The sequence below is a fragment of the Pedococcus dokdonensis genome, from assembly GCF_900104525.1.
GTDB lineage: Bacteria > Actinomycetota > Actinomycetes > Actinomycetales > Dermatophilaceae > Pedococcus > Pedococcus dokdonensis.
The window spans coordinates 2,439,189-2,465,395 of the sequence record NZ_LT629711.1 but is presented as its reverse complement, the minus strand read 5'-3'; the positions used below and the strand labels follow the sequence as shown (position 1 = coordinate 2,465,395).

At 71.9% G+C, this 26,207-nt stretch carries 26 protein-coding genes and 1 tRNA gene; 18 read left to right on the top strand and 9 right to left on the bottom strand.

Going from position 1 to position 26,207, the window contains the following annotated elements; genetic code table 11:
- Positions 1-23: 23 nt before the first annotated feature.
- Positions 24-2,699, top strand: coding sequence for a penicillin acylase family protein (locus BLQ34_RS11530; RefSeq protein WP_172829393.1), 2,676 nt, complete (start codon positions 24-26; stop codon positions 2,697-2,699).
- 113 nt (positions 2,700-2,812) lie between these two features.
- Here the strand turns inward: BLQ34_RS11530 and BLQ34_RS11525 are convergent, their stop codons facing one another.
- Entirely contained in the window at positions 2,813-3,430 is a 618-nt protein-coding gene (locus BLQ34_RS11525; RefSeq protein WP_157693011.1) for a 5-formyltetrahydrofolate cyclo-ligase, read from the bottom strand.
- A 29-nt stretch (positions 3,431-3,459) separates the two neighbouring features.
- Here BLQ34_RS11525 and BLQ34_RS11520 point away from each other — a divergent pair, with 29 nt between their 5' ends.
- Genes BLQ34_RS11520 through map form a run of 7 tightly spaced genes read left to right on the top strand, consistent with a single transcriptional unit; the run spans position 3,460 to position 9,600 of the window.
- Positions 3,460-4,857, top strand: a complete 1,398-nt coding sequence (locus BLQ34_RS11520; protein ID WP_091785503.1) for a UTP--glucose-1-phosphate uridylyltransferase — start codon at positions 3,460-3,462, stop codon at positions 4,855-4,857.
- Positions 4,854-6,074: a molybdotransferase-like divisome protein Glp gene (gene glp / locus BLQ34_RS11515; protein ID WP_091785500.1), complete on the top strand. Its 1,221-nt coding sequence runs from the start codon at positions 4,854-4,856 to the stop codon at positions 6,072-6,074. Before BLQ34_RS11520 ends, glp begins: the two co-directional genes overlap by 4 nt.
- Positions 6,071-6,586, top strand: coding sequence for a cyclic pyranopterin monophosphate synthase MoaC (moaC, locus tag BLQ34_RS11510; protein ID WP_091785497.1), 516 nt, complete (start codon positions 6,071-6,073; stop codon positions 6,584-6,586). Before glp ends, moaC begins: the two co-directional genes overlap by 4 nt.
- Entirely contained in the window at positions 6,583-7,134 is a 552-nt protein-coding gene (locus tag BLQ34_RS11505) for a MogA/MoaB family molybdenum cofactor biosynthesis protein (protein ID WP_407946363.1), read from the top strand. The genes moaC and BLQ34_RS11505 overlap by 4 nt, the downstream gene beginning before the upstream one ends.
- Positions 7,134-7,796 (top strand): GNAT family N-acetyltransferase, encoded by a 663-nt coding sequence (locus BLQ34_RS11500; RefSeq protein ID WP_091785494.1) that lies wholly within the window; start codon positions 7,134-7,136, stop codon positions 7,794-7,796. The genes BLQ34_RS11505 and BLQ34_RS11500 overlap by 1 nt, the downstream gene beginning before the upstream one ends.
- A gap of 10 nt (positions 7,797-7,806) precedes the next feature.
- Positions 7,807-8,811, top strand: coding sequence for a hypothetical protein (locus BLQ34_RS11495; protein ID WP_091785492.1), 1,005 nt, complete (start codon positions 7,807-7,809; stop codon positions 8,809-8,811).
- A 12-nt stretch (positions 8,812-8,823) separates the two neighbouring features.
- Positions 8,824-9,600 carry a type I methionyl aminopeptidase gene (gene map, locus BLQ34_RS11490; protein WP_091785489.1) on the top strand — a complete coding sequence of 259 codons (777 nt, stop codon included), beginning with the start codon at positions 8,824-8,826 and terminating at the stop codon, positions 9,598-9,600.
- Here map and BLQ34_RS11485 read toward each other — a convergent pair.
- Complete coding sequence (locus BLQ34_RS11485; RefSeq protein ID WP_091785485.1) at positions 9,597-10,037, bottom strand: DUF2231 domain-containing protein; 441 nt, start codon at positions 10,035-10,037, stop codon at positions 9,597-9,599. The two genes, map and BLQ34_RS11485, sit on opposite strands and share 4 nt — an antisense overlap.
- Before the next feature lie 158 nt (positions 10,038-10,195).
- Here BLQ34_RS11485 and BLQ34_RS11480 point away from each other — a divergent pair, with 158 nt between their 5' ends.
- From BLQ34_RS11480 to BLQ34_RS11470, 3 genes are all read left to right on the top strand, one after another.
- The gene (locus tag BLQ34_RS11480; protein WP_091785482.1) at positions 10,196-10,708 is read left to right on the top strand and encodes a sigma-70 family RNA polymerase sigma factor; all 513 of its coding nucleotides are present in this window, start codon (positions 10,196-10,198) and stop codon (positions 10,706-10,708) included.
- Positions 10,705-11,511, top strand: a complete 807-nt coding sequence (locus tag BLQ34_RS11475) for an anti-sigma factor (RefSeq protein ID WP_091785479.1) — start codon at positions 10,705-10,707, stop codon at positions 11,509-11,511. The genes BLQ34_RS11480 and BLQ34_RS11475 overlap by 4 nt, the downstream gene beginning before the upstream one ends.
- A 69-nt stretch (positions 11,512-11,580) precedes the next feature.
- Positions 11,581-11,653 (top strand) — tRNA-Ala (locus BLQ34_RS11470).
- 119 nt (positions 11,654-11,772) lie between these two features.
- On the opposite strand, the gene BLQ34_RS11465 is transcribed toward BLQ34_RS11470, so the two are convergent.
- Both BLQ34_RS11465 and BLQ34_RS11460 read right to left on the bottom strand, forming a co-directional pair.
- A complete protein-coding gene (locus BLQ34_RS11465; protein ID WP_197674691.1) occupies positions 11,773-12,678 on the bottom strand; it encodes a L,D-transpeptidase family protein in 906 nt (301 codons plus the stop codon).
- A 41-nt stretch (positions 12,679-12,719) separates the two neighbouring features.
- Positions 12,720-13,121, bottom strand: a complete 402-nt coding sequence (locus BLQ34_RS11460; protein ID WP_091785477.1) for a YkvA family protein — start codon at positions 13,119-13,121, stop codon at positions 12,720-12,722.
- A gap of 77 nt (positions 13,122-13,198) precedes the next feature.
- Between BLQ34_RS11460 and BLQ34_RS11455 the strand changes: the two genes are divergently transcribed.
- The 3 genes from BLQ34_RS11455 (at position 13,199) to BLQ34_RS11445 (ending at position 15,671) form a co-directional block, all read left to right on the top strand.
- Complete coding sequence (locus BLQ34_RS11455; RefSeq protein ID WP_091785475.1) at positions 13,199-13,783, top strand: GNAT family N-acetyltransferase; 585 nt, start codon at positions 13,199-13,201, stop codon at positions 13,781-13,783.
- Positions 13,784-13,911: 128 nt separating this feature from the next.
- A complete protein-coding gene (locus tag BLQ34_RS11450; protein ID WP_091785472.1) occupies positions 13,912-14,838 on the top strand; it encodes a 1-phosphofructokinase family hexose kinase in 927 nt (308 codons plus the stop codon).
- Entirely contained in the window at positions 14,835-15,671 is an 837-nt protein-coding gene (locus BLQ34_RS11445) for a class II fructose-bisphosphate aldolase (protein WP_091785469.1), read from the top strand. The genes BLQ34_RS11450 and BLQ34_RS11445 overlap by 4 nt, the downstream gene beginning before the upstream one ends.
- 89 nt (positions 15,672-15,760) lie before the next feature.
- Here the strand turns inward: BLQ34_RS11445 and BLQ34_RS11440 are convergent, their stop codons facing one another.
- Complete coding sequence (locus BLQ34_RS11440; protein WP_091785466.1) at positions 15,761-17,284, bottom strand: hypothetical protein; 1,524 nt, start codon at positions 17,282-17,284, stop codon at positions 15,761-15,763.
- Between the two features lie 341 nt (positions 17,285-17,625).
- Positions 17,626-19,182, bottom strand: a complete 1,557-nt coding sequence (locus BLQ34_RS11435; RefSeq protein WP_091785464.1) for a dolichyl-phosphate-mannose--protein mannosyltransferase — start codon at positions 19,180-19,182, stop codon at positions 17,626-17,628.
- Between the two features lie 50 nt (positions 19,183-19,232).
- Between BLQ34_RS11435 and rsmI the strand changes: the two genes are divergently transcribed.
- A complete protein-coding gene (rsmI, locus tag BLQ34_RS11430; protein WP_091785461.1) occupies positions 19,233-20,081 on the top strand; it encodes a 16S rRNA (cytidine(1402)-2'-O)-methyltransferase in 849 nt (282 codons plus the stop codon).
- 55 nt (positions 20,082-20,136) lie between these two features.
- A complete protein-coding gene (locus tag BLQ34_RS11425) occupies positions 20,137-20,901 on the top strand; it encodes a LolA-like protein (RefSeq protein ID WP_157693010.1) in 765 nt (254 codons plus the stop codon).
- Between the two features lie 17 nt (positions 20,902-20,918).
- Here the strand turns inward: BLQ34_RS11425 and BLQ34_RS11420 are convergent, their stop codons facing one another.
- The 3 genes from BLQ34_RS11420 to BLQ34_RS11410 form a co-directional block, all read right to left on the bottom strand.
- Positions 20,919-21,692 (bottom strand): CPBP family intramembrane glutamic endopeptidase, encoded by a 774-nt coding sequence (locus BLQ34_RS11420; RefSeq protein ID WP_091785455.1) that lies wholly within the window; start codon positions 21,690-21,692, stop codon positions 20,919-20,921.
- Positions 21,693-21,761: 69 nt separating this feature from the next.
- Positions 21,762-22,361, bottom strand: a complete 600-nt coding sequence (locus BLQ34_RS11415) for a DUF4126 domain-containing protein (protein ID WP_091785452.1) — start codon at positions 22,359-22,361, stop codon at positions 21,762-21,764.
- 141 nt (positions 22,362-22,502) lie between these two features.
- Positions 22,503-23,129, bottom strand: a complete 627-nt coding sequence (locus tag BLQ34_RS11410; protein WP_091785450.1) for a hypothetical protein — start codon at positions 23,127-23,129, stop codon at positions 22,503-22,505.
- Positions 23,130-23,314: 185 nt separating this feature from the next.
- Between BLQ34_RS11410 and BLQ34_RS11405 the strand changes: the two genes are divergently transcribed.
- Positions 23,315-25,429, top strand: coding sequence for a sensor histidine kinase (locus BLQ34_RS11405; RefSeq protein ID WP_197674690.1), 2,115 nt, complete (start codon positions 23,315-23,317; stop codon positions 25,427-25,429).
- 32 nt (positions 25,430-25,461) lie between these two features.
- The gene (locus tag BLQ34_RS11400) at positions 25,462-26,118 is read left to right on the top strand and encodes a response regulator (RefSeq protein ID WP_091785447.1); all 657 of its coding nucleotides are present in this window, start codon (positions 25,462-25,464) and stop codon (positions 26,116-26,118) included.
- The last annotated feature ends 89 nt before the right edge of the window (positions 26,119-26,207 follow it).

The following is a 26,207-nucleotide window of genomic DNA, read 5'->3' as shown; positions in this document are numbered from 1 at the left end:
TGTGGTGCGGATAGTCTCGCAGGGTGTCTCGCGCCATTCTCGCCCGCCGCATCTCACTGGCCGTGGCGGCTCTCCTCGTCGTCGTCATCGGAATCGTCGCTGTCCTCGCGGTCACGTGGGTGCGCCGTCCGTTCCCGACGACCTCGGGGGAGATCACGGTGCCGGGGCTGTCGGCCAAGGTCACGGTGCTGCGCGACGACCGCGGCATCCCGCAGATCTACGCCGACAGCGCCGACGACCTGTTCAAGGCCGAGGGCTTCGTGCACGCCCAGGACCGCTTCTTCGAGATGGACCTGCGCCGTCACATCACCGCCGGGCGGCTGTCCGAGCTGGTCGGCGAAGGAGGGCTCGAGACCGACCGGGTGATCCGGACGCTGGGCTGGCGTCGGGTCGCCGAGGCCGAGCTGCCGACCCTCAAGCCCGAGACCCGCCGATACCTCCAGGCCTACGCCGACGGGGTCAACGCCTACATCAAGCAGCAGGGCGACCCCGCCAAGATGTCGCTCGAGTACGTCGTGCTCGGCCAGCAGGTCAAGGGCTACCGCGTCGAGGACTGGACCCCCGCCGACTCCCTCGCCTGGCTCAAGGCGATGGCCTGGGACCTGCGCGGTGACTACAGCGCCGAGCTGATGCGGGCCCGGCTCGCCGGCTCGATGTCCATCAACCAGATCAACGAGCTGTTCCCGCCCTACGACTACGGCGCGAACAAGCCGATCCTCTCGCCCCAGGACTGGTCGCCGACCACCTCCAACGCCAACTCCGCGGTCCCCTCGGTCGCGCCGCCCAGCGGGAGCAAGCAGGGCGCGGCCGAGCAGGACGCCACCAAGCAGGGCAAGGGCGTCAAGGGTGAGCTTGCCGCCGCGACCGGCCCGGCGGCCGAGCGTGCGTATGCCGTGGTGCAGCGCGCGCTGGACGCGGTCCCCGTCACGATGGGCCGGGGAGACGGCATCGGCTCGAACTCCTGGGTCGTGGGTGGCAACCGCACGAGCACCGGGAAACCGTTGCTGGCCAACGATCCCCACCTCGGGGTCTCGATCCCGGGCATCTGGTACCAGGTCGGCCTGCACTGCCGGTCGGTCGGCAGCTCCTGTCCGTTCGACATGGCCGGCTACTCCTTCTCCGGGCTGCCGGGGATCGTGATCGGCCACAACCAGTCGATCGCGTGGGGTTTCACCAACCTCGGCCCCGACGTCAGCGACTTCTTCCTCGAGCAGGTGCGGGGCAACACCTACCTGCGCGACGGCAAGCAGGTGCCGCTGACGATGCGCACCGAGACGATCAAGATCGGCGGCGGCGGCGAGCAGACCATCACGGTCCGCAGCACGGTCCACGGCCCGATCCTGTCCGACGCGATCGAGAACGTCGCGGACGCGGGCGACCGGCCACCCGTCAACGGCCGGCCCAGCGCCGGGGCCTACGAGGTGGCGCTCCAGTGGACCGGCATCGAGGTGAGCCAGACCGCCGACGCGGTGTTCGGGCTCAACACGGCGCAGAACTTCGACCAGTTCCGCGAGGCGGCCAAGGCCTTCGCGGTGCCGTCGCAGAACCTCCTCTACGCCGACACCGCTGGCAACATCGGCTACCAGGCGCCGGGCCGGATCCCGGTCCGCAGCCGCTACATGGAGGCTCCGCCGGGCTTCTGGATCCGACCGGGCTGGGTGTCGTCGTGGGACTGGAAGGGCTACGTGCCGTTCGAGCAGATGCCGCACACCTACAACCCGCCCGAGGGCTTCATCGTCGCGGCCAACCAGGCGGTGACCGAGAGCGGGACGCCGTTCCTCACCACCGAGTGGGACTACGGCTACCGCAGCCAGCGGATCCGCACGCTGGTCGAGAAGCAGCAGAAGATCACGCCGGCGATGATGTCGACGATCCAGGGCGACACGCGCAGCCAGTTCGCCCCGACCCTGGTCAAGGCGCTGCTCAAGGTGGACCTCGGCAGGGACGACTTCACCAAGCAGGCGCAGGACCTGTTGCGCGGCTGGGACTACACCAACCCGGTGGGTGACAGCGAGGCCGGCGCGGCCGCCGCCTACTACAACGCGGTGTGGTCCAACCTGCTCAACCTCACCTTCAACGACGAGCTGCCCAAGGACCTGCGCGCCGACGGTGGCGACCAGTGGATGCGCGCGATGACCGTCCTGCTGACCAAGCAGGGGTCGCCGTGGTGGGACGACAAGCTCACACCGGGTGTGGCCGAGGGACAGTCCGAGATCCTGCGCCGTGCGCTGGTGGCCGCGCGGCTGCAGCTCACCAAGGAGCTCGGCAAGGATCCCGCCGACTGGCAGTGGGGCCGGCTGCACCAGCTCACGCTGACCCACCAGGTCCTCGGCGGCGACGACATCCCCGGGCCCGTGCGGATGCTGTTCAACCGCGGCCCGATCAACATGCCGGGCGGCTCCGCCATCGTCGACGCGAACGGTTGGGACGCCAGCGTCGGGCTCGACGAGAAGGACTCCGACAAGGCCTTCGACGTCGACTGGGCGCCGTCGATGCGGATGGTGGTGGACCTGTCGAACCTCGACAAGTCCAGGTGGGTGAACCAGACCGGCAACAGTGGCCACACCTACAGCGCGCACTACAGCGACCAGACCGACGCCTGGGTGAACAACGAGCTCTACGACTGGCCGTTCACCGAGAGGGCGGTCCGCGACGCCGGCGGCGACGAGCTCACCCTCAACCCAGGCTCGACCAGCTGAGCGCTCCGCGAAATTCGGCCGATCGCCCGAATCCGGCGGGGATGCCGGGGTGCCTGATCTCGTGGCGGGCGCACCCGGACGCGTCGCAGTCCGCGTGCACCTTCTGACGAGAGCTACGTCAGGTCGATGACGCCGAGACCGGCCGCGATCACGGCGTCGACGCGGCGGTCGTGCGGCTCGCTCGGCAGCCGCTCGTCGAGCACCTCCCACGGGTGCACGACCGCGACGACCCGAGCCGCGGTGAGGGGGAGCGCCCGGTCGTAGCACCCCCTGCCCTGGCCGATCCGCGTCCCGGACCGGTCCACGCCGTGCGCCGGGACGAAGACCACCGCCGCACGCCCGATCGCCTCCGGCCCCAACAGCTCCATGCCGGAGTCGTCGGCGGCGGCGTCGGCCGATGAGCGATCGGGCGAGACCTCGTGCCAGTCCAGATCCCAGTCCTCGAGCGTCACCGGCACCATGACCCGTATGCCGCGCGCCACCAACGCGGCGACCAGCGCCTCCGTGGGTGGCTCCGACGAGGTGGACTCGTAGGCGGCGACCCAGTCGCCCGGACCCAGCCCGGCGGCATACCCGACCTCGAGGGCGGCGAGCTCCAGCTCGGTGGCATCTCGCGCGCGGTCCCGGCCCGGCACGCGCTCGCGCCGCAGGCCGCGCAGCCGCTGCCGCACCACGGCCTTGGTAGACGGGGGCACGGACGGGGGCACGGACGGGGGCACGGACGGGGGCACGTCCAGATCGTCCCACTAGGCTGCGAGTCATGAGCAAGGACGGGCTGGCGCAGGCGGTCGAGCGCATGACACAGCGGGGTGTCGACCCGCTGGCGGTGCACGTCTTCGAGGACGCGTACGCGCAGCTCGAGGGTGGCAACACCGGCCTGATCCCCGAGGCTGACATCGACCCGCTCACCGACGTGCCCCGGCTCGAGGACCTCGAGGCCGACGCCGACCAGCTCGCTGAGGCGCTGGCCCACACCGCAGTGGTGAAGCTCAACGGCGGGCTCGGCACCAGCATGGGTCTCTCGGGGCCCAAGTCGGTGCTCGAGGTCCGCGACGGGCTGACCTTCCTCGACGTCGTGGCCCGACAGGTGCTGGCCCTGCGCGAGCAGCACGGCGTGCAGGTGCCCCTGGTGCTGATGAACTCGTTCCGCACCCGCGACCAGTCTCTCGAGGTGCTCGCCGCCTACGACGACCTGCCGGTCGACGGTCTGCCGCTCGACTTCCTCCAGAACGCCGAGCCCAAGCTCCGGGCCGACGACCTCACGCCGGTGTCCTGGCCCGACGACCCCGACCTCGAGTGGTGTCCTCCCGGGCACGGCGACGTCTACGTCGCGCTCGCGGCCAGTGGAGTGCTGCAAGCCTTGCGCGACAAGGGTTTCCGCTACGCCTTCCTGTCCAACTCCGACAACCTGGGAGCTACCTGCGACCCGGCGATCCCGGCGTGGATGGCCAGGGAGTCGATCACCTATGTCTCCGAGGTGTGCGAGCGCACCGTCAACGACCGCAAGGGCGGGCACCTCGCGGTCAGGCGCAGCGACGGCCGGGTCGTCCTGCGCGAGCGGGCGATGGTGGCACCCGAGGACGAGCAGTACTTCGAGGACACCGACCGGCACGCGCTGTTCCACGCCAACAACCTGTGGGTCGACCTCGACGAGCTGCACGAGCAGCTCCGGGCCCGAGACGGCGTGCTGGGGCTGCCGATCATCATCAACCGCAAGACCGTCGACCCCAGCCGCAAGGACTCCACCCCGGTGATCCAGGTCGAGTCGGCGATGGGCACGGCGATCGAGGTGTTCGACGGGTCCCGGGCGGTGCACGTGCCCCGCCGCAGGTTCCGCCCGGTGAAGACCACCAACGAGCTGCTGCTGCTGCGGTCAGACCTCTACGGCTTCGGCGACGGTCACGAGGTGGTCGCGCAGACCGACCGCCCCGACCCCCGCGTCGACCTCGACGAGCACTACACGCTGATCGACGACTTCGACGCGCGATTCCCCGAGGACGCGCCGTCACTCGTCGAGTGCACCTCGCTGGCCGTCCGGGGCGACGTCACCTTCGGCGCCGGGGTGCGCTGCGTGGGCGACGTGGTCGTCGAGGCAGAGGAAGCCCGCCGCATCCCCGACGGCAGCACCCTCGACGCGCGCGAGACGGTCGCACCGTGATCAGCGTCGAGCAGCATCTCGATCGGATCCTCAACACCGTCAAGGTGATCCGCCCCTTCGAGCTCGGTGTGCTCGACGCCCAGGGGTGCATCCTCGCCGCCGATGTCGAGGCGCGCGGCTCGCTGCCCGGCTTCACCAACTCGGCGATGGACGGGTATGCCGTGCACGCCGCCGACATCGCGACGGCCACCGCCGAGGACCCGGTCGTCCTGCCCGTGGTCAACGACATCGCGGCCGGCAACACCCAGGCGCTGTCGCTCGCGCAGGGTCAGACCATGCGGATCATGACCGGGGCCCCGATGCCGCACGGCGCCGACGCCGTGGTGCCGGTCGAGGCGACCGACGGCGGAGTCGTCCGGGTGGCGATCCGGGAGCGGCGGCTGGCCGGCGCCCACGTGCGCGAGGCCGGCGAGGACGTCGAGGCCGGCAACGTCGTGCTGCGTCGCGGCACCCTGCTGGGGCCGGGTCAGATCGCGCTCCTCGCAGCGGCCGGCATCGCCCGCGTGCGGGTCGTCCCGCGCCCGCGGGTGGTCGTCGTCTCGACCGGCGACGAGCTGGTCGAGGTGGGTCGCACGCCGGGCTTCGGCCAGATCGTCGACTCCAACTCGGTGATGCTGACTGCTGCCGTCACCGCGGTCGGGGCGACCCCGTTCCGCGTCGGTGGGGTGCCCGATGACGCGCGCACCCTGATGGACACCCTCGAGGGCCAGCTCGTCCGGGCCGACGTGATCATCACGACCGGCGGGGTCTCGATGGGCGCGTTCGACACCGTGAAGGAGGTGCTGTCCCGGGTCGGGACGGTGCAGTTCGACAAGGTGGCGATGCGGCCGGGCATGCCGCAGGGCTTCGGGGTGCTCGGCGAGGAGCAGGTGCCGGTGTTCACGCTCCCCGGCAACCCGGTCAGCGCGCTGGTGTCGTTCCACGTCTTCGTCGCCCCGGCGCTGCGCGCGATGGCCGGTCGCCCCGAGCCTTCGTACCCGCCGGGCTACGTCCCCGCCGTCGCGGCCGAGCCGTTCACGTCGGTGCCCGGCAAGATGGAGTTCGTGCGAGTGGTCCTCGACGACGACCGGGCCCGGCTGGCCGGTGGGCAGGGGTCGCACATGCTCGGCGCGCTGGCCGCCGCCGACGCCCTCGCGGTCGTCCCCGCCGACGTCGCCGAGGTCGCGGCCGGTGACGAGCTGATGTGCCTGCCGCTGCTCGGGAGGGAGGGCCAGTGACGACCGGACAACCGGAGCACCGCGGCCCTGCCGGGCAGCCGTCCGGCCTGACCCACGTGCGCCCGGACGGCACCGCCCACATGGTCGACGTGTCGGCCAAGGCGGTCACCGCCCGGCAGGCCTCGGCTGCCGGTCGCGTCCTGCTCTCGACGGCTGCGGTCGCGGCGCTGCGCGACGGCACCGTCCCCAAGGGCGACGCGCTCGCGGTGGCCCGCATCGCCGGCATCCAGGCCGTCAAGCGCACGCCCGAGCTGATCCCGCTGGCCCACCCGGTCGCCGTGCACGCCGTCGAGGTCGACCTGTCCGTCGCCGACGACGGGGTCGACGTCCTCGCGACGGTCCGCACCGCGGACCGCACCGGGATCGAGATGGAGGCCCTCACCGCCGTCTCGGTCGCAGCCCTCGCCCTCATCGACATGGTCAAGGCCGTCGACAAGCACGCGCGGATCACCGACGTGCGGGTCACCGCGAAGTCCGGCGGCCGCTCGGGCGACTGGGTGGAGGAGCCGTGAGCGAGCCGGTCGCCGACGCCGGCATGGGCGTCGAGACAGGTGGTGGCGTCGGCGGTGGCGGGAGTGCGGGATCGGCCGGTCGCGCCATCGTGATCACCTGCTCGACCCGCGCGGCCGGCGGGGTCTACCCCGACCGGGGCGGCCCGCTCATCGTCGAGACGCTGCGGCAGTGGGGTTTCGAGGTCGGCGACCCCCTCGTGGTGCCCGACGGTCCCGACGTGACGGAGGCGCTGCAGGCCGCGTTGGCTGCCGAGCCCGAGGTCGTCATCACCACCGGTGGCACCGGTCTCTCGCCCACCGACGGCACCCCGGAAGCCACCCGCGCGGTGCTCGACCGGGAGGTGCCCGGGCTGGCCGAGGCGATCCGCGGTGCCGGGCTCGCGGCGGGGGTGCCCACGGCGGCCCTCTCCCGCGGCCTGGTCGGGGTCGCCGGGAGCACGCTGGTGGTCAACCTGCCCGGGTCGACCGGCGGCGTCCGCGACGGGTTGGGGGTGCTCGAGGCGATCCTGCCGCACGCGCTCTCGCAGATTCGCGGCGGCGACCACTGATGAGCACCTGGCCGGTCGTGCTCCGGGGTGAGACCCCGGGTGGGGAGCAGCTGCGGCTCGACCCGCTGCGCCGCCGCGACCGGGGTGAGTGGGTCGAGGTGCGCAGCCGCAACCGGAACTGGCTGGGTCCCTGGGACGCCACGTCACCCGAGGCCGAGCCGACCTACGTGTCGTTCCCGGCCCTGGTCCGGCACTACCGCACGGAGGCGCGCGCCGGCCGGATGCTCCCCTTCACGATCCGGCTCGAGGGCCGGGTGGTCGGCCAGCTCGTGCTCTTCGGCATCTCCTACGGCTCGCTGCTGTCGGTGGCGGCGGGCTACTGGGTCGACGAGGCGGTCGCCGGGCGGGGCATCGCCCCCACCGCCCTGGCGCTCGCGGGCGACCACGCCTTCGGTGCGATGGGGCTGCACCGCATCGAGGTCAACATCCGCCCCGAGAACGCCAACAGCCTGGCCGTGGTCCACAAGCTGGGCTTTCGCGACGAAGGTGTGCGGACGGCATACCTGCACATCGACGGGGCGTGGCGCGACCACCGGACCTTCGCGCTGACCGTCGAGGACCTCCGGGGGGAATCCCTGCTCGAACGAATCCACACCAATCACACCAGTCACATTGGCGACACACCGCCCCACGTCCCCGGCGCATCCTCCACGGACACCTAACGTCGTATCCGTGCAGCCCAGCAGTCTCGTCTTCCTCGTCATCATCGCGGTCTGGGCTGCCTATTTCGTGCAGTACTGGGTCCGGCGCCGCGAGCACCTCGCGACCGCGCGCTCCGTCGACCAGTTCTCCGAGTCGATGCGCGTCCTCGAGCGGCGCAGCCCGCTGCCCGCCTCCGACCTGTCCACGCCCCAGCCGCGTTCGTATGCCGTGACGCCGGCCCGTGTGGCCCGCCCCCAGGTGCTGGTGAAGCGGGCCGTCAACACGCCGTCCGCCCCGGAGCCGCCGGCCGCCTCGAAGTCGCCAGCCGCCGCGGTCACCGAGACACCCACGCCGTCCGCACCACGGCGCACGCCCTCGACGGCCCGGCGCACCCGGGCCGTCATCATGCTCGGCGCGCTCGCCACGGTGCTCGTCGTCGCCCCCCTGGTGGCGATGGCCCTCGTGCCGCTCGCCGCGATCGCCGTGCCGGTCGTGGCCGTGGGCGGCGCGCTCACCTGGTCGCGTGCCACGGTGCAGGCCGAGCGCCGGGCCCGGCTCGCTGCCCGGCGGTCCGTGCGCCCTGCGCCTCGTCCTGCGGCCCCCGTTGCTCCTGCTGCCGGTCGGGTCGAGGTCAACACGTCGGGGCACCCGGGCGCGTCCACCTCGAACGACGAGAAGATCTTGGCTCCGACGCCCGAGGCCGCTCCCGCGAAGCAGCGCGACGAGCTCTACGACGTGCAGGCGATCGAGACCGGCCGGCGCCAGCCCGCCACGCCCGAGCCCGCGGCGGTCGCGTCGACGACCGTCGAGCCCAGCCAATCACTCGTGCCGGCCCGCCCGCTGGTGGACGAGGACGACATCCCGCTGACCTGGGACCCGGTGCCGGTGCCGCGCCCGACCTACACGATGAAGGCGCGGGTCACCCGTCCCGCCCCGACCGCGGCTGACCTGGTCGGCGACGCCGACACGGAGTACGCCGACGGCGAGCACACGGCATACGACCAGACCCCTGAGCGGCGCGTCGCCGGCGCCTGAGACGCTGGCTGCATGATCGAGATCCTCAGTCCGGCCGAGGTGACCCGCGCCCGGGCCACCGGCACCCTGGTCGCCGACATCCTGCACACGCTCGCAGGGCGGGCCGAGGTCGGCACCAACCTGCTGGAGATCGACCAGTGGGCCAGGGCGATGATCCTCGGGGCGGGGGCCGAGTCGTGCTACGTCGACTACGAGCCGTCGTTCGGGCGCGGCCCGTTCGGCCACTACATCTGCACCTCGGTCAACGACGCGGTGCTGCACGGGCTGCCGCGCGACTACGCGCTCGCCGACGGTGACCTGCTCACCCTCGACCTGGCCGTGCTGCTGGGCGGGATCGCGGCCGACTCGGCGATCAGCTTCGTCGTGGGGGAGTCGCGCCCGGCCGAGAGCGTCGCGCTGGTCGAGTCGACGCAGCGGGCACTGGCCGCGGGGATCGCCGCGGCCGGGCCGGGTGCCCGGATCGGTGACCTCTCGCACGCGATCGGCGAGTCACTCAGGGCCGACGGCTACCAGGTCAACACCCAGTTCGGCGGTCACGGCATCGGGTCGACCATGCACCAGGACCCGCACGTCTCCAACACCGGTCGGCCGGGGCGGGGCTACCAGCTGCAGCCGGGGTTGCTGCTCTGCCTCGAGCCGTGGGTGATGGCCGACACCGACCAGCTGGTCACCGACGACGACGGCTGGACGCTGCGCAGCGCGACCGGGTGCCGCACCGCGCACAGCGAGCACACCATCGCGATCACGGACGACGGCGCCGACATCCTGACCCTGCCGACCGGCTCCTAGCTGTTGCCCCACACGGCCTGCGCGCCCGAGTCGCCGGTGAGCGCGACGATGGTGGCGGTGCCGACGGCGGCGGCCACCACGAGCACGGCGAGCACGATCCTCGGCACGGTCGAGACCGCGTCACGACGCAGGTAGAGCCACTGGGCGATCGTCGTGACGGCCAGCGCGGCCGCCCAGGGGAGCACCATGTCGCCGAAGTTCTCGTGCTTCTCGAGGAACGGCGGGTTGCCGAGCTTCTTGGCCAGGTCCTCGCCGGCGCTCGTGGTGATGGGCACGGCGATCGCACCGATCACCGCCCCGACCGGCACGAGGAAGGTGAGCTTGCGCTGGGCGGCCGGCCACGCGCTGACCACGATGGCGGCCACGGCGGTCAGCGGCAGCAGCACGACGACGAGGTGCACGAGCAGGGCGTGTGCGGGCAGTCCGTTGATCTCCATGCCGGGTGAACGTAGCCGAGCCCGCTGTGGTTCACCTAGGGCGGCGCGCTCGGTGAACCCGCCGGCGCCGTGCCTCGTCTTTACTGGGCCTTCCCCGAGCGGGGAGGATCGGTCGCGTCGGCGGCCGAGGTCGGTGCGCGAGGTCGAAGGAGCGGTGGGTGACGACGAGCCAGCGGGAGGCTGCCCTGCAGGGGCTGCACGACCGCCACGCTGCGGAGCTGTGGCGGTTCGCGCTGCGGCTGACCCGTGACCCGCAGGTCGCCGAGGACGTCGTGCAGGAGTCGCTGCTGCGCGCCTGGCGTGACCCGGCCCTCGGCACCCGCACCGAGCCGCAGGCCCGCGCCTGGCTGTTCACCGTGGTGCGCAACCTCGTCGTCGACCGGTGGCGCAGCGCGGCCAACCGGCACGAGGTGGCCGGGATCGACTTCGTCGAGGCGGGGGTGGCGGACCGGTCCGGCGAGGTGCTCGACCGGTGGCTGATCGCGGATGCGCTGGGGTCCGTGTCGCGAGAACACCGCCAGGTGATCGCCGCCGCGTACTACGAAGGGAGGACGGTGGCCGAGATCGCCGCCGAGCTGAGGGTGCCGGAGGGCACCGTGAAGTCACGGCTCCACTACGGGTTGCGGAGCCTGCGACTGGTGCTTCAGGAGAAGGGGGTGACGAGCCCATGAGCACGATCGACGAGTACGCCGACTGGGATGCCGCCTACGTCCTCGGCGCGCTGCCCGCCGACCAGCGCCGGGAGTACGAACACCACCTCGCGGAGTGCGACGCGTGCCGCGCGGCGGTCACCGAGCTGGCCGGGATGCCGGGTCTGCTCGCCCAGCTGCCTCCGGGCGAGGTGCTCGCGATGGACCTCGATGGTGGGTCCGACCTCCACCCGCCGGCGTCGCTGATGCCGGTGCTACCCACCTCGCACGATGCCGTGGCTGACCGCCGCCGCCGCCGCTGGCTGGTGCCGGTCGCCGCTGCGGCTGCCGCTCTCCTCATCGGAGGCGTCGGTGGGTATGCCGCGTCGTCGGCCGGGCGCGACGGGTCACCTGACCCGGGCATCACCTCCACCGCGGGTGGCGCCGGCACCCGACCAGTCGCCGCGCCGGGGCGGTTGGCGTTCACCGCGGTCGAGCCCTCGCTGATGACGGCTGTGGTCGACGTCGTGCCGATCGCGAACGGCACCGAGCTGCGCGTGGAGTGCCAGTACGCCCGGCAGACGGGTGGTGCGACCAGTACCGGCTCGCCCACGAGCCGGCCCACCGGTGGCGGCGACGGGTCGGGCGGCGACTATCGGATCGACTACGCGATCTGGGTGGTGGACCGGTCCGGCAAGGCGACCGAGCTGCGCGACTGGACGGCGCGACCGGACCGGATCATGCACCCGGTCGGGGTGTCGGCACTGCCCGTGGCGCAGATCGCCTCGGTCGAGATCCGGCAGGTCAACACCGGCCACACCGTGATGCGGGCGAACCTGACGTGAGCCCCCTCGGCCCGTCGGAGCCGTTTTCCGTCGGGCCCGGTGCTGGTGTTATTGTTTCGTCCGCATCATGGGGCTGTGGCGCAGTTGGTAGCGCGTCTCGTTCGCAATGAGAAGGCCAGGGGTTCGAATCCCCTCAGCTCCACCCCATCGGGACCCCGTCTGACCTGCACCAACGTGCTCGGTCGGGCGGGGTTTCTGCTTTGGCATTCCGACGCCGCCCCCTCGCGCGTGCCCCAGTACCGCCAAGACCGCGCTGCGGGGCTAGAGCGACTGCGCCGGACCCATGACGACGACCGGCTTCTGGCTGGGCTGGAGCCGGCCGAGCAGGTAGCGGAGCGCGGACTTGGGGATGGTCACGCAGCCGTGCGTAGGGCCGTCGTGGTCGACGTGCAGCCAGATGCCGCCGCCGCGGGCGACGCCAGCCGGGCGCTCCCAGTCGAGGGGTGAACGCCCCTTGACGCGGTTGTAGTTGATCGCGATGACGTAGTCGAAGGAGTCCGCTGCCGAGTCGCCGAAGGCGGGGCCGGCGTCCGGAGCCCTGAACGCGGACGACCGGTCGTACGACAGCTTCGTTCCCGGGTCGGCCAGTCGACCGCCCGCGTCGGTGAGTCCGAACACGCCCACCGGGGTCTTCAGGTCGCCCTCTCGGTGCTTGCTGGCCCAACCCGACTTGCCGACGTGGCCCTTCCACGAGGCCACCTGGACCCACCCGTCGCGTCGTTCGTAGTAGCGGACCGTCGCCTTGCTGCTGGACGGGCCCGCGCCCTCGACGACCAGGACCTGCCGGCTCGTCGCGGGGACCTTGGCGAGCATGGCGGCGCCGAGCGGGAGGCTCGCGTTGGCCGAGGCCCCGTTGGCCGGGGCCCCGGTGGTCGAGGCGTCGGGCGCAGGGGCAGTGGGAGAGGTGGAGGGGCCGCCCGTCGGGCTCGGGAGGGCCGACCGGGCTCGGTCCGCGCTGTCGGTCACCTGTGCGGCTGGGGTGCGTGGCGCGACGAAGGACACGGCCGCGTCGACCCGGCGGGTGAAGGCCTCCGGGTGCAGCGCATACGTCACCGCAGTGGCCACCGTGAGGAGACCCGCGAGCAGGGAGCCGCGGAGCCGACGTGATCGGCGTTGTCGATGGAGTCGGCCCGCGCGGCTCGCGTCGGAGTTCTCAGGCCCAGGCACCACCCCATCGTAGGTGGAGCCCGACACCGCCACGTGCCACTTCAGACGCGAGCCAGCCTCCGGACCGCGGCCAGTCCTTCGGGGGTACCCGGCCAGTGCCGGTCGATCGCGTCGGGCCCGGCTCGCCGGGTCACCGAACGCAGGGCGAGCGCCACCACGACCGCGTCGTCGGCCCACCCGATCACCGGGATGAAGTCCGGCACGAGGTCGAGGGGGAGGGCGAGATACGCCAGCAGGAGCCACAGCCGCACCCGCACTCCCCGGGGAAGGGAGTCGTCCGCCGCGATCCGCCTCAACAGTCGCACCACGTCGGGGAGCAGGCGGATCGCCTCGCGCAGCCTCAGCTCGTCAGGCCTGCTCAGCCAGAGGGCGACCACCAGGGCGACCCAGAGCACCACGACGCCGCCGACGACGCCGATCACCGTGTCGGGCCACCAGGACATGCGCCCAGTCTCCACCAGTCCCAGGCCAGCCGCGGTGGGGGACGCGGACCGTCCGGTATGCCGGGTACGTTGCCGACATGTCCGACTACACGATCAACGCGCTGACGCCCGAGACGTTCGGGGACTTCGCGGCGCTGGTCGAGCGCAACAAGGGGATGTTCGCGAACTGCTGGTGCACCTGGTTCCACCCCGAGGACCGCGACCCCGACACCACCACCGAGGACAACAAGTCGTTCAAGCAGCGTCGCGTCGACGAGGGGATCGCGCACGCGGCCCTGGTCTACGACGGCGACCTGGCCATCGCCTGGGCGGAGTACGGCACTCCGGACGAGCTGCCCCGCATCCACCACCGCAAGGAGTACCTCGCCACCGCCGAGCAGCTGCCCGACTACCGGATCACCTGCATCCAGGTCGAGAGGGTGCACCGCGGTCAGGGCCTCGCCTCCGTCGCCCTGCGTGGGGCGGTCGACCTGATCGCGCAGGCCGGCGGTGGAGTGGTCGAGGGCTATCCGCACGACACCGGTGGGGTGCGCAAGAAGAACTCGTCGTTCCTCTACAACGGCACCCGCACGATGTACGAGCGCGAGGGCTTCACCTACGACCGGCCCAAGGGTCTGGGCAACTGCGTGATGGTGCGCAAGGTGGCCCCCGCCCAGCGCTGACTCGTGCGGTGCAGGAAGGGCGGGCCAGCACCGCGTCCCGTCCACGGACCCGCCAGCGGTCGGCGACGCCGCGCCCCTAGGCTGCGTGTCGTGACCCGTCGTCCACCCTCCGGTGCCGAGGCCCCGGCGTGATCATCACCGTCACCCCCAATGCCGCGCTCGACGTGACCTACGAGGTCGACGCGCTCACGCGGCATACCAGCCACCGGGTCGGGACCGTCACCGAACGTGCGGGCGGCAAGGGGGTCAACGTCGCCGCCGTCCTGGCGACCATGGGCCGCGACGTCCTCGTCACGGGTCTGGCCGGTGGCGCCTCGGGCGCCCGGATCCGGGCCGATCTCGACGCGCGCGGTCTGCGGCACGACTTCGCGGCGGCCGATGGCGAGTCGCGGCGCACCCTCACCGTCGTCTCCACCTCCGACGGTGATGCCACCGTGTTCAACGAGCCGGGGCCACACCAGTCGCCGGGGGCGTGGCAGCGGCTGCTCGACCACGTCGCCGCGCTCGTCACCGGGTCCGGCGCCAGGGTCGTCGTGCTGTCCGGCAGCCTGCCCCCCGGCTGTCCGCAGGACGGGTATGCCGCCCTCGTCCGGCGCTGCCACGACGAGGGCGCCGTCGTGGTCCTCGACGCGGACGGGGACGCCTTGCGACTGGGACTCGCCGAGCGCCCGGACCTCGTCAAGCCCAACCGCGTGGAGCTCACCGAGACCACCGGTGTCGAGGACATTCCGCTTGCGGTGCAAGCACTTCGCGACCTGGGTGCCCGCGACGTGGTCGTCTCCGCCGGCCCCGACGGGCTGACCTGGTATGCCGCCGACGGAAGCGCCGTGCGCGCCCGCCTGCACGTGTCGCTGGACGGGAACCCGACCGGTGCCGGTGACGCCGTGGTCGCCGCGCTCGCCGCGGGTCTCGCCGAAGGCCGCCCACGCGAGGACGCGGTCCGCGATGCTGTGGCGTGGTCCGCGGCGGCTGTCCTGCAGCCCGTCGCCGGCGAGGTGGACCCGTCCGACGTCCACCGACTCGAGCTGCAGACCCTGGTGGAGGACGAGAGATGACCCTGGTGAACCTGGCCGACGTGCTCGCCGACGCCGCGGGTGAAGGGCGCGGAGTCGGTGCCTTCAACGTGATCCAGCTCGAGCACGCCGAGGCGCTGGTCGCGGCCGCCGAGGAGACCGGTCTCCCGGTGGTGCTGCAGATCAGCGAGAACGCCGTGCGCTACCACGGCGCCCTTGCGCCGGTCGCGCTCGCGACCATGGCCGTCGCCAACCGCTCGTCGGCGCGGTGCGTGCTGCACCTCGACCACGCCGAGAGCGAGAGCCTGGTCGACGAGGCCGTCGCACTCGGCTTCACCTCCGTCATGTTCGACGGGTCGAAGCTCGACGACGCGACCAACCGCGAGACCACTCGAGCGGTGGTGGAGCGCTGTCACGAGTTCGGCGTCTCCGTCGAGGCCGAGCTCGGCGAGATCGGGGGCAAGGACGGGGTGCACGCCCCCGGGGTGCGCACCGACCCGACCGACGCGGCGGCCTTCGCCCACGAGACCGGGGTCGACGCGCTAGCGGTGGCGGTCGGGTCGTCGCACGCCATGACGAGCCGGACGGCCACCCTCGACCTCGACCTCATCGCGCGCATCCGCGCCGTGTCACCGGTGCCGTTGGTGCTGCACGGCTCCTCCGGCGTCGACGACGACTCGCTGGTCGCCGCCGTTCGCAACGGCATGACCAAGGTGAACATCGCGACGCACCTCAACGCGGCGTTCACCGGCGCAGTCCGCGACTTCCTCGCGGATGACCCCACGGTGGTCGACACGCGCAAGTACCTCGGCGCCGGTCGCGCCGCCGTGCAGGCCGAGACCGCCCGGCTGCTGCGCCTGCTCGCCGCGACCTGAGTCCCCACCCCGAGCGTCACGGGCCTGCGTGAAAGGGGTCCGCGGCCCACCCCCTGGGCCGCGAACCCCTCCGCCGATCACGTCGTACGTCAGCGCTGGCGAGCCACCTTGCGGTAGCCGGCCGAGACGCCGAGCCCGGTGAGCACGAAGCCCAGGCCGAGCAGCGCGAGACGCGGGTCCGAGCCGGTGAAGGCGAGCTCGGTGGTCGGGTTGGCTGCCGCAGCGGGCTTGCCGAGACCTGCGGCACCGGGGACCGCCGACGCCGGGTCGGCGGGCTCGGGGACGACCTCTTCACCGTTGCCGGTCGTGGGCTCCCCGGGCGTCGGGCAGGCGGGACCTGCCGGGATGGCCTCGGTGACGAGCACCTGCGTGGTCGAGTCCGGCACCGCCGGGGTGTCCTCCACCGTCCGGGTCTGGCCGGTGGCGGTCCAGTACTGGCCAGGCGACTCGGCTGCCCAGACGAGCTGGGTGTCACCGTCGACCGTGCGGGTCTCACCGGTGTCGGACCAGTCGTCGCCGGGGGAGTCGACGCCCCAGGCCTCGTCCCAGTGCCCCACTTCGGGCGTGGCCGGGGTGACCACGACGTCCTCGTCGTAGGCCTCCGTGACCAGCTCCTGCTTCGTGACCTCCGGGACGGCGTCGTGGTGGATCGTGTCCCAGACGGCGTCGTGGTGGACGATCGTGGTGACGGCGTCGTAGTGCACGGTCTTGTAGGTCGCCGGGACGGTGACCCACTTGTACGTGGCCGGGACGGTGACCCACTTGTAGGTGGCCGGGACGGTGACGGTCTTGTAGGTCGCCGGGACGGTGACGGTCTTGTAGGTCGCCGGGACGGTGACGGTCTTGTAGACGGCGTCGTGGTGCACGGCCGGGGCGTAGACGGCCGGGGAGATGAGCGCCCCCTGTCGGGTCTCGCCCGTGCCGACCCAGCCGCCGGAGCTGCTGTTGCCGTTGGCGTTCCAGTTCGGGTCGGACTCCCAACGGACGGCGCCGTTCTTGCTGATGAACTTGTACTCGATCACGTACACGGCAGGCGAGGTCATCACCGGCGGGTCGTCGTAGGCGGCGGTCACCAGCTCCTGCACCTGGTGCTCGGGGACGTCGACCTCCTGCACCTGGTGCTCCGGGACGTCGACCTCCTGCACCTGGTGCTCGGGGACGTCGACCTCCTGCACCTGGTGCTCGGGGACGTCGACCTCCTGCACCTGGTGCTCGGGGACGTCGACCTCCTGCGCGTCGTGCGCCGGGACGGTCACCGGCTCGTCGTAGGCGTCCGAGACCAGGACCGGCTCGTCGTAGGCGGCCTTGGCCGGCGTGACGACCACCGTCTCGTAGACGGCGTCGTGGTGGATGGTCCCCATGACCTCGGGCTGGGCCGGGGTGTCCACGACCCACCGGTGCCACTTCTTCTCGACGACCTGGGAGACCAAGCTCCACTCGGACTCCTCGTGGGTCACGGCCGGGGTGCCCGGCACGACCACGGTGGAGTAGACGGCCGGCACTGCGGCGGTGCCGCACGGCACCTGGCCGTCCGCGGCGAACGCGACGCCCGGCGCCACGGCCAGACCGATCGCGGTGACGGCGACCGCGATGGAAACACGCTTGCTGTTCATGAAAGAGCCCCTGCCCCTCAACTGCCCCGATGTGGTGACGCCCGGGGGTGGGGTGCGAGTCCATCGCGGTCCACCTGAGCGTTCTTCGAGGAGTTTGGGTGGGGCCGTGGTAATGGTCAAGAGATAGTAAAGAGACGGTATACGAAACGTAAATTGGCGCGTTGGACCCTGAACGCGGTCAAAAGGGCCCAAGGGACAGGATCGCGACCTCGTCGATTCGTCCCGATTGCGGGCATTTGTCCTGACAAGGGGAGGTCAAGAGAGGGTAAAGAAACAGTAAGGAAAAGTGGCTGTTCCTGACCAAACGGCTGATCCCGGCCCTCACTGCTCCGGAGGAGGCGTCACACCCAGCTGGGGAACCACATCCGCAGCGACCACTGGCTCTGGGGGATCACCTGAGCGGTGTAGATCGGCCAGAAGAAGGCGAAGATCGCCAGCGTCAGCAGGCAGTAGGACCCCACCACGAGAAGGCCGAGCTCGCGACGGCGCCACGAGTCGGTGCCCTTGCCCAGGGCCAGGCCGAGGACGAACACCACGGCGAAGATCACCCAGGGCTCGAAGGCCACCGTGTAGAAGGAGTAGATGGTGCGCTCCTCGAGCCAGAACCACGGCAGGTAGCCACCGACCAGACCGGCCAGGATGCCGCCGGCCCGCCAGTCGCGCTTGAACAGCCAGTGGTAGAGCAGCACGAACACCGCGGCCGCCCCGAGCCACCAGACCGAGACCGTGCCGATCGAGGTGATCGCCTTGGAGCACTGCGCGACGGCGCACCCGCCGTCGCCGCGCTTGGGGCCCTCGTAGAAGAAGGAGGTCGGCCGGCCCTGGATGATCCACGACCAGGGGTTGGTGCGGTACGGGTGGTTGTCGTGCAGGTTGACGTGGAAGGTGTAGATCTCCTGGTGGTAGTGCCACAACGAGCGCAGCGCGTCCGGCACCCAGGGCGTGTCGCGGGACGGGTGGACCGCCCCCCACGTGCGGTCGTAGCCCAGGGTGGACCGGAACCACCCCACCCACGACGCGAGGTAGGTCGCGAAGGCCGTCGAGCACATCACCAGGGCGGCCCACAGGCCGTCGGTGACGATCGCCGAGGTGAACCAGTGCCGCACCCCGACGGCACGGCGGGCGCCCATGTCCCACCACACCGTCATCAGCCCGAACGCCACGAGGAAGAACAGCCCCGACCACTTGGTGCCGGCGCACAGGCCCAGGCTGATGCCGGCGACCCACCGCCACGGCCTGGCCCCGAGCCACGGCCCGAGCCGCGTGGCGAGCTCGTGGTCGGACAGTCCGGCGGCGCGCTCGGCCAGCAGCGCCCGCGAGCGGTCGCGGTCGATGAGCAGCGCGCAGAACGCCAGGAGCGCCCAGAACATCACGATCAGGTCGAGCAGGCCGGTGCGCGACTGGACGAAGTGGTGGCCCTCAAAGGCGACGAGGAAGGCAGCGATCGTGCCCAGCAACGAGGACCCGAACATGCGGCGGGCGGCGCGGCCGATCATCAGGATCGACAGCGTGCCGAGGACGCACACCGAGAACCGCCACCCGAACGACGACGTCTGTCCGAACAGGTGCTCCCCGGCGGCGATGACCCACTTGCCGACGGGCGGGTGCACGACGAGGTCGCCCTCGGTGCCGAAGACGTCGGGCGTGCCCTGGGTGAACAGCTCGTCGGGCTTCTTGATGGTGCCGGGCACCCGCATCTCGACGCCGTACTCGAGCATCGAGACACCCTGCTTGACGTAGTACGTCTCGTCGAACACCAGCTGGTGCGGCCGCCCCAGCGACCAGAACCGCATGACCCCGCCCACGACGGCGAAGAAGAGCGGGCCGAGCCACCCCCAGAGGGCGTCGGTGGGCCGGAACCCGAGCAGCCGGAAGCGCAGCTGCTCGATCCGGGTCATGCGCGCCATCGTATGCACAGCACCGGTGCTGCCCCTGACAGGATGGTCGGGTGACCTCCGACGCCGGTGTCCTCGTCCTCGCCGCCACCCCGATCGGCGACCCGCGCGACGCGGCACCCCGCCTCGGTGCCGAGCTGGAGACCGCCGACGTGGTGGCGGCCGAGGACACCCGGCGGCTGCGGCGGCTGTGCGCCGACCTCGGCGTCACGCCCACCGGGGCGGTGCTCAGCTACCACGAGCACAACGAGGCGTCGCGGACCGCAGAGCTCGTCGAGCGCCTGCGTGGCGGCGCGCGGGTGGTCGTCGTGACCGATGCCGGTATGCCGTCCGTGTCGGACCCCGGGTACCGCCTGGTCGACGCGGCGGTCGCCGCCGGCGTCCGGGTCACCTGCGTGCCGGGGCCGAGCGCGGTCCTGATGGCGCTGGCCGTCTCGGGCCTGCCGGTCGACCGGTTCTGCTTCGAGGGCTTCCTGCCGCGCAAGCCGGGCGAGCGGGCGCGCGGCCTCGAGGCGCTGGCGGGGGAGCGCCGCACGATGGTCTTCTTCGAGGCGCCACACCGGATCGACGCGACCCTGGCCGCGATGGCCGACGCGTTCGGGCCGGATCGCCGCGCCGCCGTCTGCCGCGAGCTGACGAAGACCTACGAGGAGGTGCGCCGCGGCGGCCTGGCCGAGCTGGCCGCCTGGGCCGCCGAAGGGGTGCGCGGTGAGATCACCGTCGTGGTGGCCGGCGCGAGCCCGGTGGTGACCACCGTCGAGAAGGCGCTGCCCGGCATACAGGAGCGCGTTGCCGCAGGTGAGCGGCTCAAGGACGTGTGCGCCGACGTCGCAGCGGCCACCGGCCTGTCGAAGAAGCAGCTGTACGACGCTGCGGTCGAATTGCGGCGTTTGGCGCGTTAAGGTGCCTCAGCGGTGACGCGAAGGGGCGTCACCCGTCTTGGAGGGGATCACCACCATGCAGGTCAACCACCGGGTCCTCGCGGCCCTCGCCGTCCCGCTCCTCGCCGCGACCGCGCTCGCAGGCTGTGGCAGCGACAAGGGCGACCCGACGACCTCGTCGTCGACCAGCTCCAGCTCGTCGTCGTCGACGACCACCGAGGCCACGCTGCCCACGGCGGCCGAGCTCTTCGACCAGGCCGAGAAGTCCGCTCTCGCGGCCAAGAGCGCCCACATCACCGGCTCGGTCGAGAACGACGGCACGTCGATGACGATCGACCTCGCCGGCACCACCGACGGTTCCAACCAGTCGCTCGAGCTCGGCGTGGGTGGCTCCCAGAAGGCGACCATCCTCACGGTCGGCGGCAAGTACTACCTGCTCGGCAACGACGAGTTCTGGACCAAGCAGATCTCGGCGGACGCGGCGAAGCTGTTGGGTGGCAAGTACGTGCGGATGCCGGCCGAGCAGGCCAAGGACTTCGGTGACATGACGATCAAGAGCCTGCTCAAGGAGCTGTTCGACGACAAGGAGATGCAGGCCGCGCTCAAGGCCGAGGACTCCAAGGTGAGCAAGGCGACCTACGACGGTGCCGAGGCCTACTCGATCACCGACAAGTCCGGCAAGGAGAACGGCGAGCTCCTGGTCAGCGCCGACGGCAAGGCCACCATCTTCAAGATCGTCGGGCCGGACGACGACACGGGCACGCTCGAGTTCAGCGAGTGGGACAAGGTCGCCACGATCGCGGCCCCCGCCGCGTCGAAGGTCATCAACCTCCCCAAGTGAGCGCTACCTGGCCTGGTTCAGCTGAGCCAGGCCAGGTGGTCCTTGAGCAGGGCGTAGCCCACGAACGCCACCACGTCGAGCAGGGTGTGCGCCACGACGAGCGGACCGACCCGCTTGGTCCGGGTGTAGACCCAGCCGAAGAGCAGGCCCATGACGACGTTGCCGACGAACCCACCGAAGCCCTGGTAGAGGTGGTAGGAGCCACGGATGAGGGCCGACACCACCACCACCGCGGGCAGCGACCAGCCGGCGCGCAGCCACCGGGTGTAGAGGTAGCCGATCATCACGACCTCCTCCAGCACCGCGTTCTGCGCCGCAGCCAGGACGAGCACCGGGATCGTCCACCAGGTGTCGGTGAGGTTCGCCGCCGCGATGGTGGTGTTGAGGCCCAGGGCCCGCGCGGCCGCATACAGTCCCAGCCCCGGCAGCCCGACCGCGGCGGCGAGCGCGAGCCCGCGCACCAGGTCACGCCCCGGCTGGCGCAGGTCGAAGCCGATCGCGTGCCGCGCGTCGGCGCGGTCCCGGGTCAGCAGGTAGAGCGCGAGGGCCACCGGCACGAGCGCGAGGACGATGCCGACCAGCTGGTAGGCGAGGTCGAGCCACGGCCGGTCCGGTGTCACCGACGAGTTCATCGCCGTGGTCTGCTGGTTGAGCGGGACGTTGCGGGTCAGCTTGTTGACCAACGAGAGCAACGCGTAGATGCCCGAGGACCCCAGGCTGACCCCGAGCACCAGCACCGTCTCGGTGACCAGCGAACGGCGCGTGGGGGCTGGGGCGGCGACGACGGTCATGGGGACATCCTCGCGGTCGCGGCTGGGTGAACGCTGCGAGGCGCGTCGGTCGGGTGCGTCGTGGCAGGGTCAGGCCAGGGCGGCGCGACCGTTGCGCCGCTTGCGCCATCGACGCACCTTGAGCCAGAGCCACCCGAGCAGCCAGGCCAGGAGCACGAGGAAGAGGATCACGAGGAGCGGGAGGAAGACCGCCACGAGGCTCAGCCCCACCGACGCGCCGTCCTCCACGGTCGACGCGACCGGGGCTCCGAAGCCGAGGGTGCCCGCGTTGATCGCGGGGCGCGCTGCGGTCTTCCCGCCGTGCACCAGCCCCGAGACGATGATGCCGAGGACGACGCCGACCCACGGGTTCTGCGTCATCCAGGTCGAGTTGTCCAGTCCCTCGGCTGCCGACGTCGCGGCGAAGATCAGCCCGCCCATGCTCGGTCGGATGAACGTCTGCACCAGGTCGTTGACCGTGTCGACGGCCGGGATCTTGTCGAGCACCACCTCGGTGAGCAGCAGCACCGCGCCGACCCCGATCGCCCACCACGACTCGATCCACGAGTACGACTGAGGCAGCGTGATGACGTCGGTGAACCGCGCGATCAGGGCGACGACGAGGAACGGGATGTAGGCGTTGAGGCCCGCGGCTGCGGACAACCCCATGCCGGTCAGTGCTGCGAACATCGGCCACCTCCTGTGCGGGTGCGGTGCACCTGTGGGGACATGTCTACTCGACGCCGGGTCGCCGTGCCCGGTTCCGCGCGAGCCGCAGGCACAGGGGTGCCGCGAGCGGACGTCCGCTCGCGGCACACCTGCACGGGGTGGTCAGCTGCCGTCGGCCCTCTTGCGGGCGACGATCTGGCCCAGGACGGCGTAGCCGACGACCAGGTGGGCGGCGCCGACCCAGCGGGCCACGCCCTCCCCGAAGATGCCCATGGCCGGGACGGTGACGACGGCCCAGCTCTCGGCGACGATCGGGTAGAAGCGCGACACACCCTTCCAGCGACCGGCGATCGCGATCCGGATGCCGATCAGGAACATGCCGAGCATCGAGATCGGCCAGAACAGGTCGAGCGCCAGCGACGCCGGGTTGTCGAGGTCGGTGAGCCCGAGGAAGTCCGATGCGGTGGAGGCCATCGCCAGGGCGAGTGCCCCCGTCTCGATCCGGAGCACCGTGCGGGCGACCTTGCCGCCGCCGATCGCCTTGGTGCGCCACAGCACCCGCACCAGGGCGAGCACGCCGACCTGGAAGAGGAAGGCGCTGGCGTTGTGGGCGTACTGGTAGACGGTGCTCTCGTTGTTGAGCCCGAACACCGCGATCATGCTCGACCAGGCGAGGGCGCCGACGGTGAGCATGGTGCCGTGCCGGAAGTAGGGACGGTCGGTGGTGGTCCCTGGCGTCGCCGCGGGAAGGTCGGACCGGGCCGGGGCTGAGGTCTTGGTGATGGTCATGGGGTGCTCCTTGGTGTCGGATCGGTGTGGTCGGCGCCGGGTCGGTGCCGTTGCCGAGAACTCTCGGGCGCCCCGCGACCCGGGCAGCAGGGGCCGGCGTCCCCTTGTGCGTCCTCGGAGTTGTCCCGTCGGGTCGGGACAGCAATCCCCTGACGACGGGACACCGCCGTTGGCACACTGACCGGGTGACCGCCGTGCCAGCCCTGCGTGCCGAAGCCTCGGGCGCCGAGGCAGGCCCGGGCGCAGGGCCCGGCACCGGCCCGATGGCTCGGCCGCACCTCGTCGGCCCCGGCCTGCTCGTGGTGGTCCTGGCCGCGCTCGTCGTCGGCTGCCTGGTGCTCGACGCGAGGTCCACCGACGCCCAGCGCGCCTTGTACGTCTCGGAGCGCGGGGTGGTGAGCGGCGCCATCGGCGCCCTCGTCGGGTGCTGCGGTGCCGCGATCCTGGCCTTCCGTCCCCGTCATGTCGTGGGCGTGGTGCTCGCGGTGACCGGCGCCTTCTGGGCGCTCGACGGGTTCTGCGAGTCGTATGCCGTGCTGGGCCTGCACGCGCAGCCGACGCTTCCGCTGACCGGGCTCGCGTACTGGGTGGTCTCCGAGGCGGGGTCCCTGCTGTTGGTGGCACTTCCGCTCGTGCTGGTGCTGTATCCGACCGGTCGCCTGCCGCAGGGCCGCTGGCGCACGGTGGCGGTGGCCGCCCTGGTCATGGCGTTCGCGCTCCCCCTGAGCCTCGTCCTCGCGCCGGACAGCGCGATCTACGACGGCCGGCTGTCGGATGACGTGGTGCGCCTCCTCCCGCAGATCTCGCTCCCGTGGTCGAACGCCGCGGCGGTCGCGACGATTCGCGTGGGACAGGTGCTGACCATGCTCGCGATGCCGCTGGCCGCAGCCACCGTCTTCGCCCGGCACGCGCGGTCGACCGGGGTCGAGCGCACCCAGCTGCGGTGGTTGCTCTGGGCCGCCATCGTCTGCCTGCTCGCCGGGGGGGTGATGCTCCTCGACCTCAACGGTCCGGTGGGGTTCGGGGCGCTGGTCCTCGCGCTGGTCGCGACCAGCATCTCCGTCGTGATCGGGGTGGTGCGGCCCGACACCGGTGACATCGACGCCCTCGTCGGCGGCACCCTGGTCTACGGCGGGATCGCGGCACTCTTCGTGCTGGTCGACCTGGCCGTCGTCGCCGGCGCGGCCGCCGTCCTGGGCGACCGCTTCCAGGAGCGGCAGGTCACCGTGCTCGTCCTCGTGCTGGCCGTCGCGGCCTACGGGCCGCTGCGGTCGTGGCTCACGGCCCAGGTGCGTCGTCGCGTGCTCGGCCGCAGGGGTGAGCGCTACGAGGTGGTCTCGGCGCTGGCCGAGCGGCTCGAGGAGTCCGGTGGCCTCGAGCAGCAGCTGCCGGCCCTCGCGGCGGCCGTCGCCGAGGCGTTCCGGGTGCCCTTCGTGCGGGTCGAGGTGCTCGGCCACGGTGGACAGGGCCTGGCCGCCACCCACGGCGCCGAGCCGGCCGCGACCCGCGCCTTCCCGATCTCCTACCGCGGAGAGCGGATCGGGTCGATCGAGCTCCCCGACGGCGGGATCCGCGGCATGCTCTCGCGGCGCGACCACGTCCTGCTCGTCGACGTCGTCCGGCAGGCCGCCATCGCCGCGCGCAGCAGCCTGCTCGCCCGCGAGCTGCAGGAGTCCCGCGAGCAGCTGGTGCTGGCCCGCGAGGAGGACCGCCGCAGGATCCGCCGCGACCTGCACGACGGGCTCGGCCCGGTCCTGGGTGGGGTGGCGATGCGACTCGACGCGGCCGGCAACGCGGTGGAGTCCGACCCCGCGACGGCGCACCGGCTCGTCGTCCAGTCGCGGGCCGAGATCACCGAGGCGCTCGCCGACGTGCGCCGGCTCGTCCACGGCCTGCGCCCGCCGGCGCTCGACGACCTCGGCCTCCTCGCCGCGGTGGAGCAACAGGCCGACCGCACCCGCGCCGCGGGCCTCGCCGTCACGGTGCAGGCCGACGACCTGGCGAGCCTGCCCGCGGCCGTGGAGGTGGCGGCATACCGGATCGTGTCGGAGGCGCTGGCCAACGTCGCCCGCCACGCGGACGCCGCCCACTGCACGGTGACGTTGGCGAGCGGTCGTGCCGACCTGGCGGTCGAGGTGCGCGACGACGGACGCGGCATCGCAGCCGACGTGGTCGCCGGGGTGGGGCTGCGCTCGTTGCGCGAGCGGGCCGAGGAGCTCGGCGGCCGGTATGAAGTGGTGTGCCCGCCCGAGGGTGGCACCACGGTGCGGGCCTGGTTGCCTGTGGGAGGACGCGAATGATGGTGGGAGAACGCATGACGAATGAAGGGCGCATGACGGCGCAACCCGTGCGGGTGCTGATCGCGGACGACCACCCGATCTTCCGCGACGGTCTGGCGACCCTGCTCGAGCCGCACCCCGACATCGAGGTCGTCGCCCGCGCAGCGGACGGTGCCGAGGCGGTCGCGCTCGCGTCCGAGCACCGTCCTGACGTCATCGTCATGGACATCCAGATGCCGCACGTCAACGGGATCGAGGCCACCCGGCGGGTGCTGGCCGAGCAGCCGAGCGTGGGGGTGCTGGTCTTCACCATGGGGGAGGACGACAGCACGCTGTTGTCGGCGATGCGGGCGGGTGCCCGTGGCTACCTCGTGAAGGGGGCGGCGCAGGACGAGGTGGTCCGCGCGATCACGGCGGTCGCGGCGGGAGGCGTGGTCTTCGGGGCGTCGCTGGCGGCCCGGATCGGTGAGCTGCTGTCGCCGTCGCAGACACGGCAGGCCACCGAGTTCCCGATGCTGACCGAGCGGGAGCGGGAGGTGCTCGACCTCATCGCTGCCGGGCGCTCGAACGGCCAGATCGCCGCGGAGCTCTTCCTCGCGCCGAAGACGGTGCGCAACAACGTGTCCGCGATCCTCTCCAAGCTCCAGGCGACCGACCGGGCCGAGGTCATCATCCGGGCCCGCGACGCCGGCATGGGTCAGCGCGACTGACCGGCCCCAGGTCGGCACGTCGGCCGAGGAGGGGCCGGTGGGGCGTCGCGCGCAGGGGTGGCGCAGAGTTGACCCGAGCGTCCCGAACC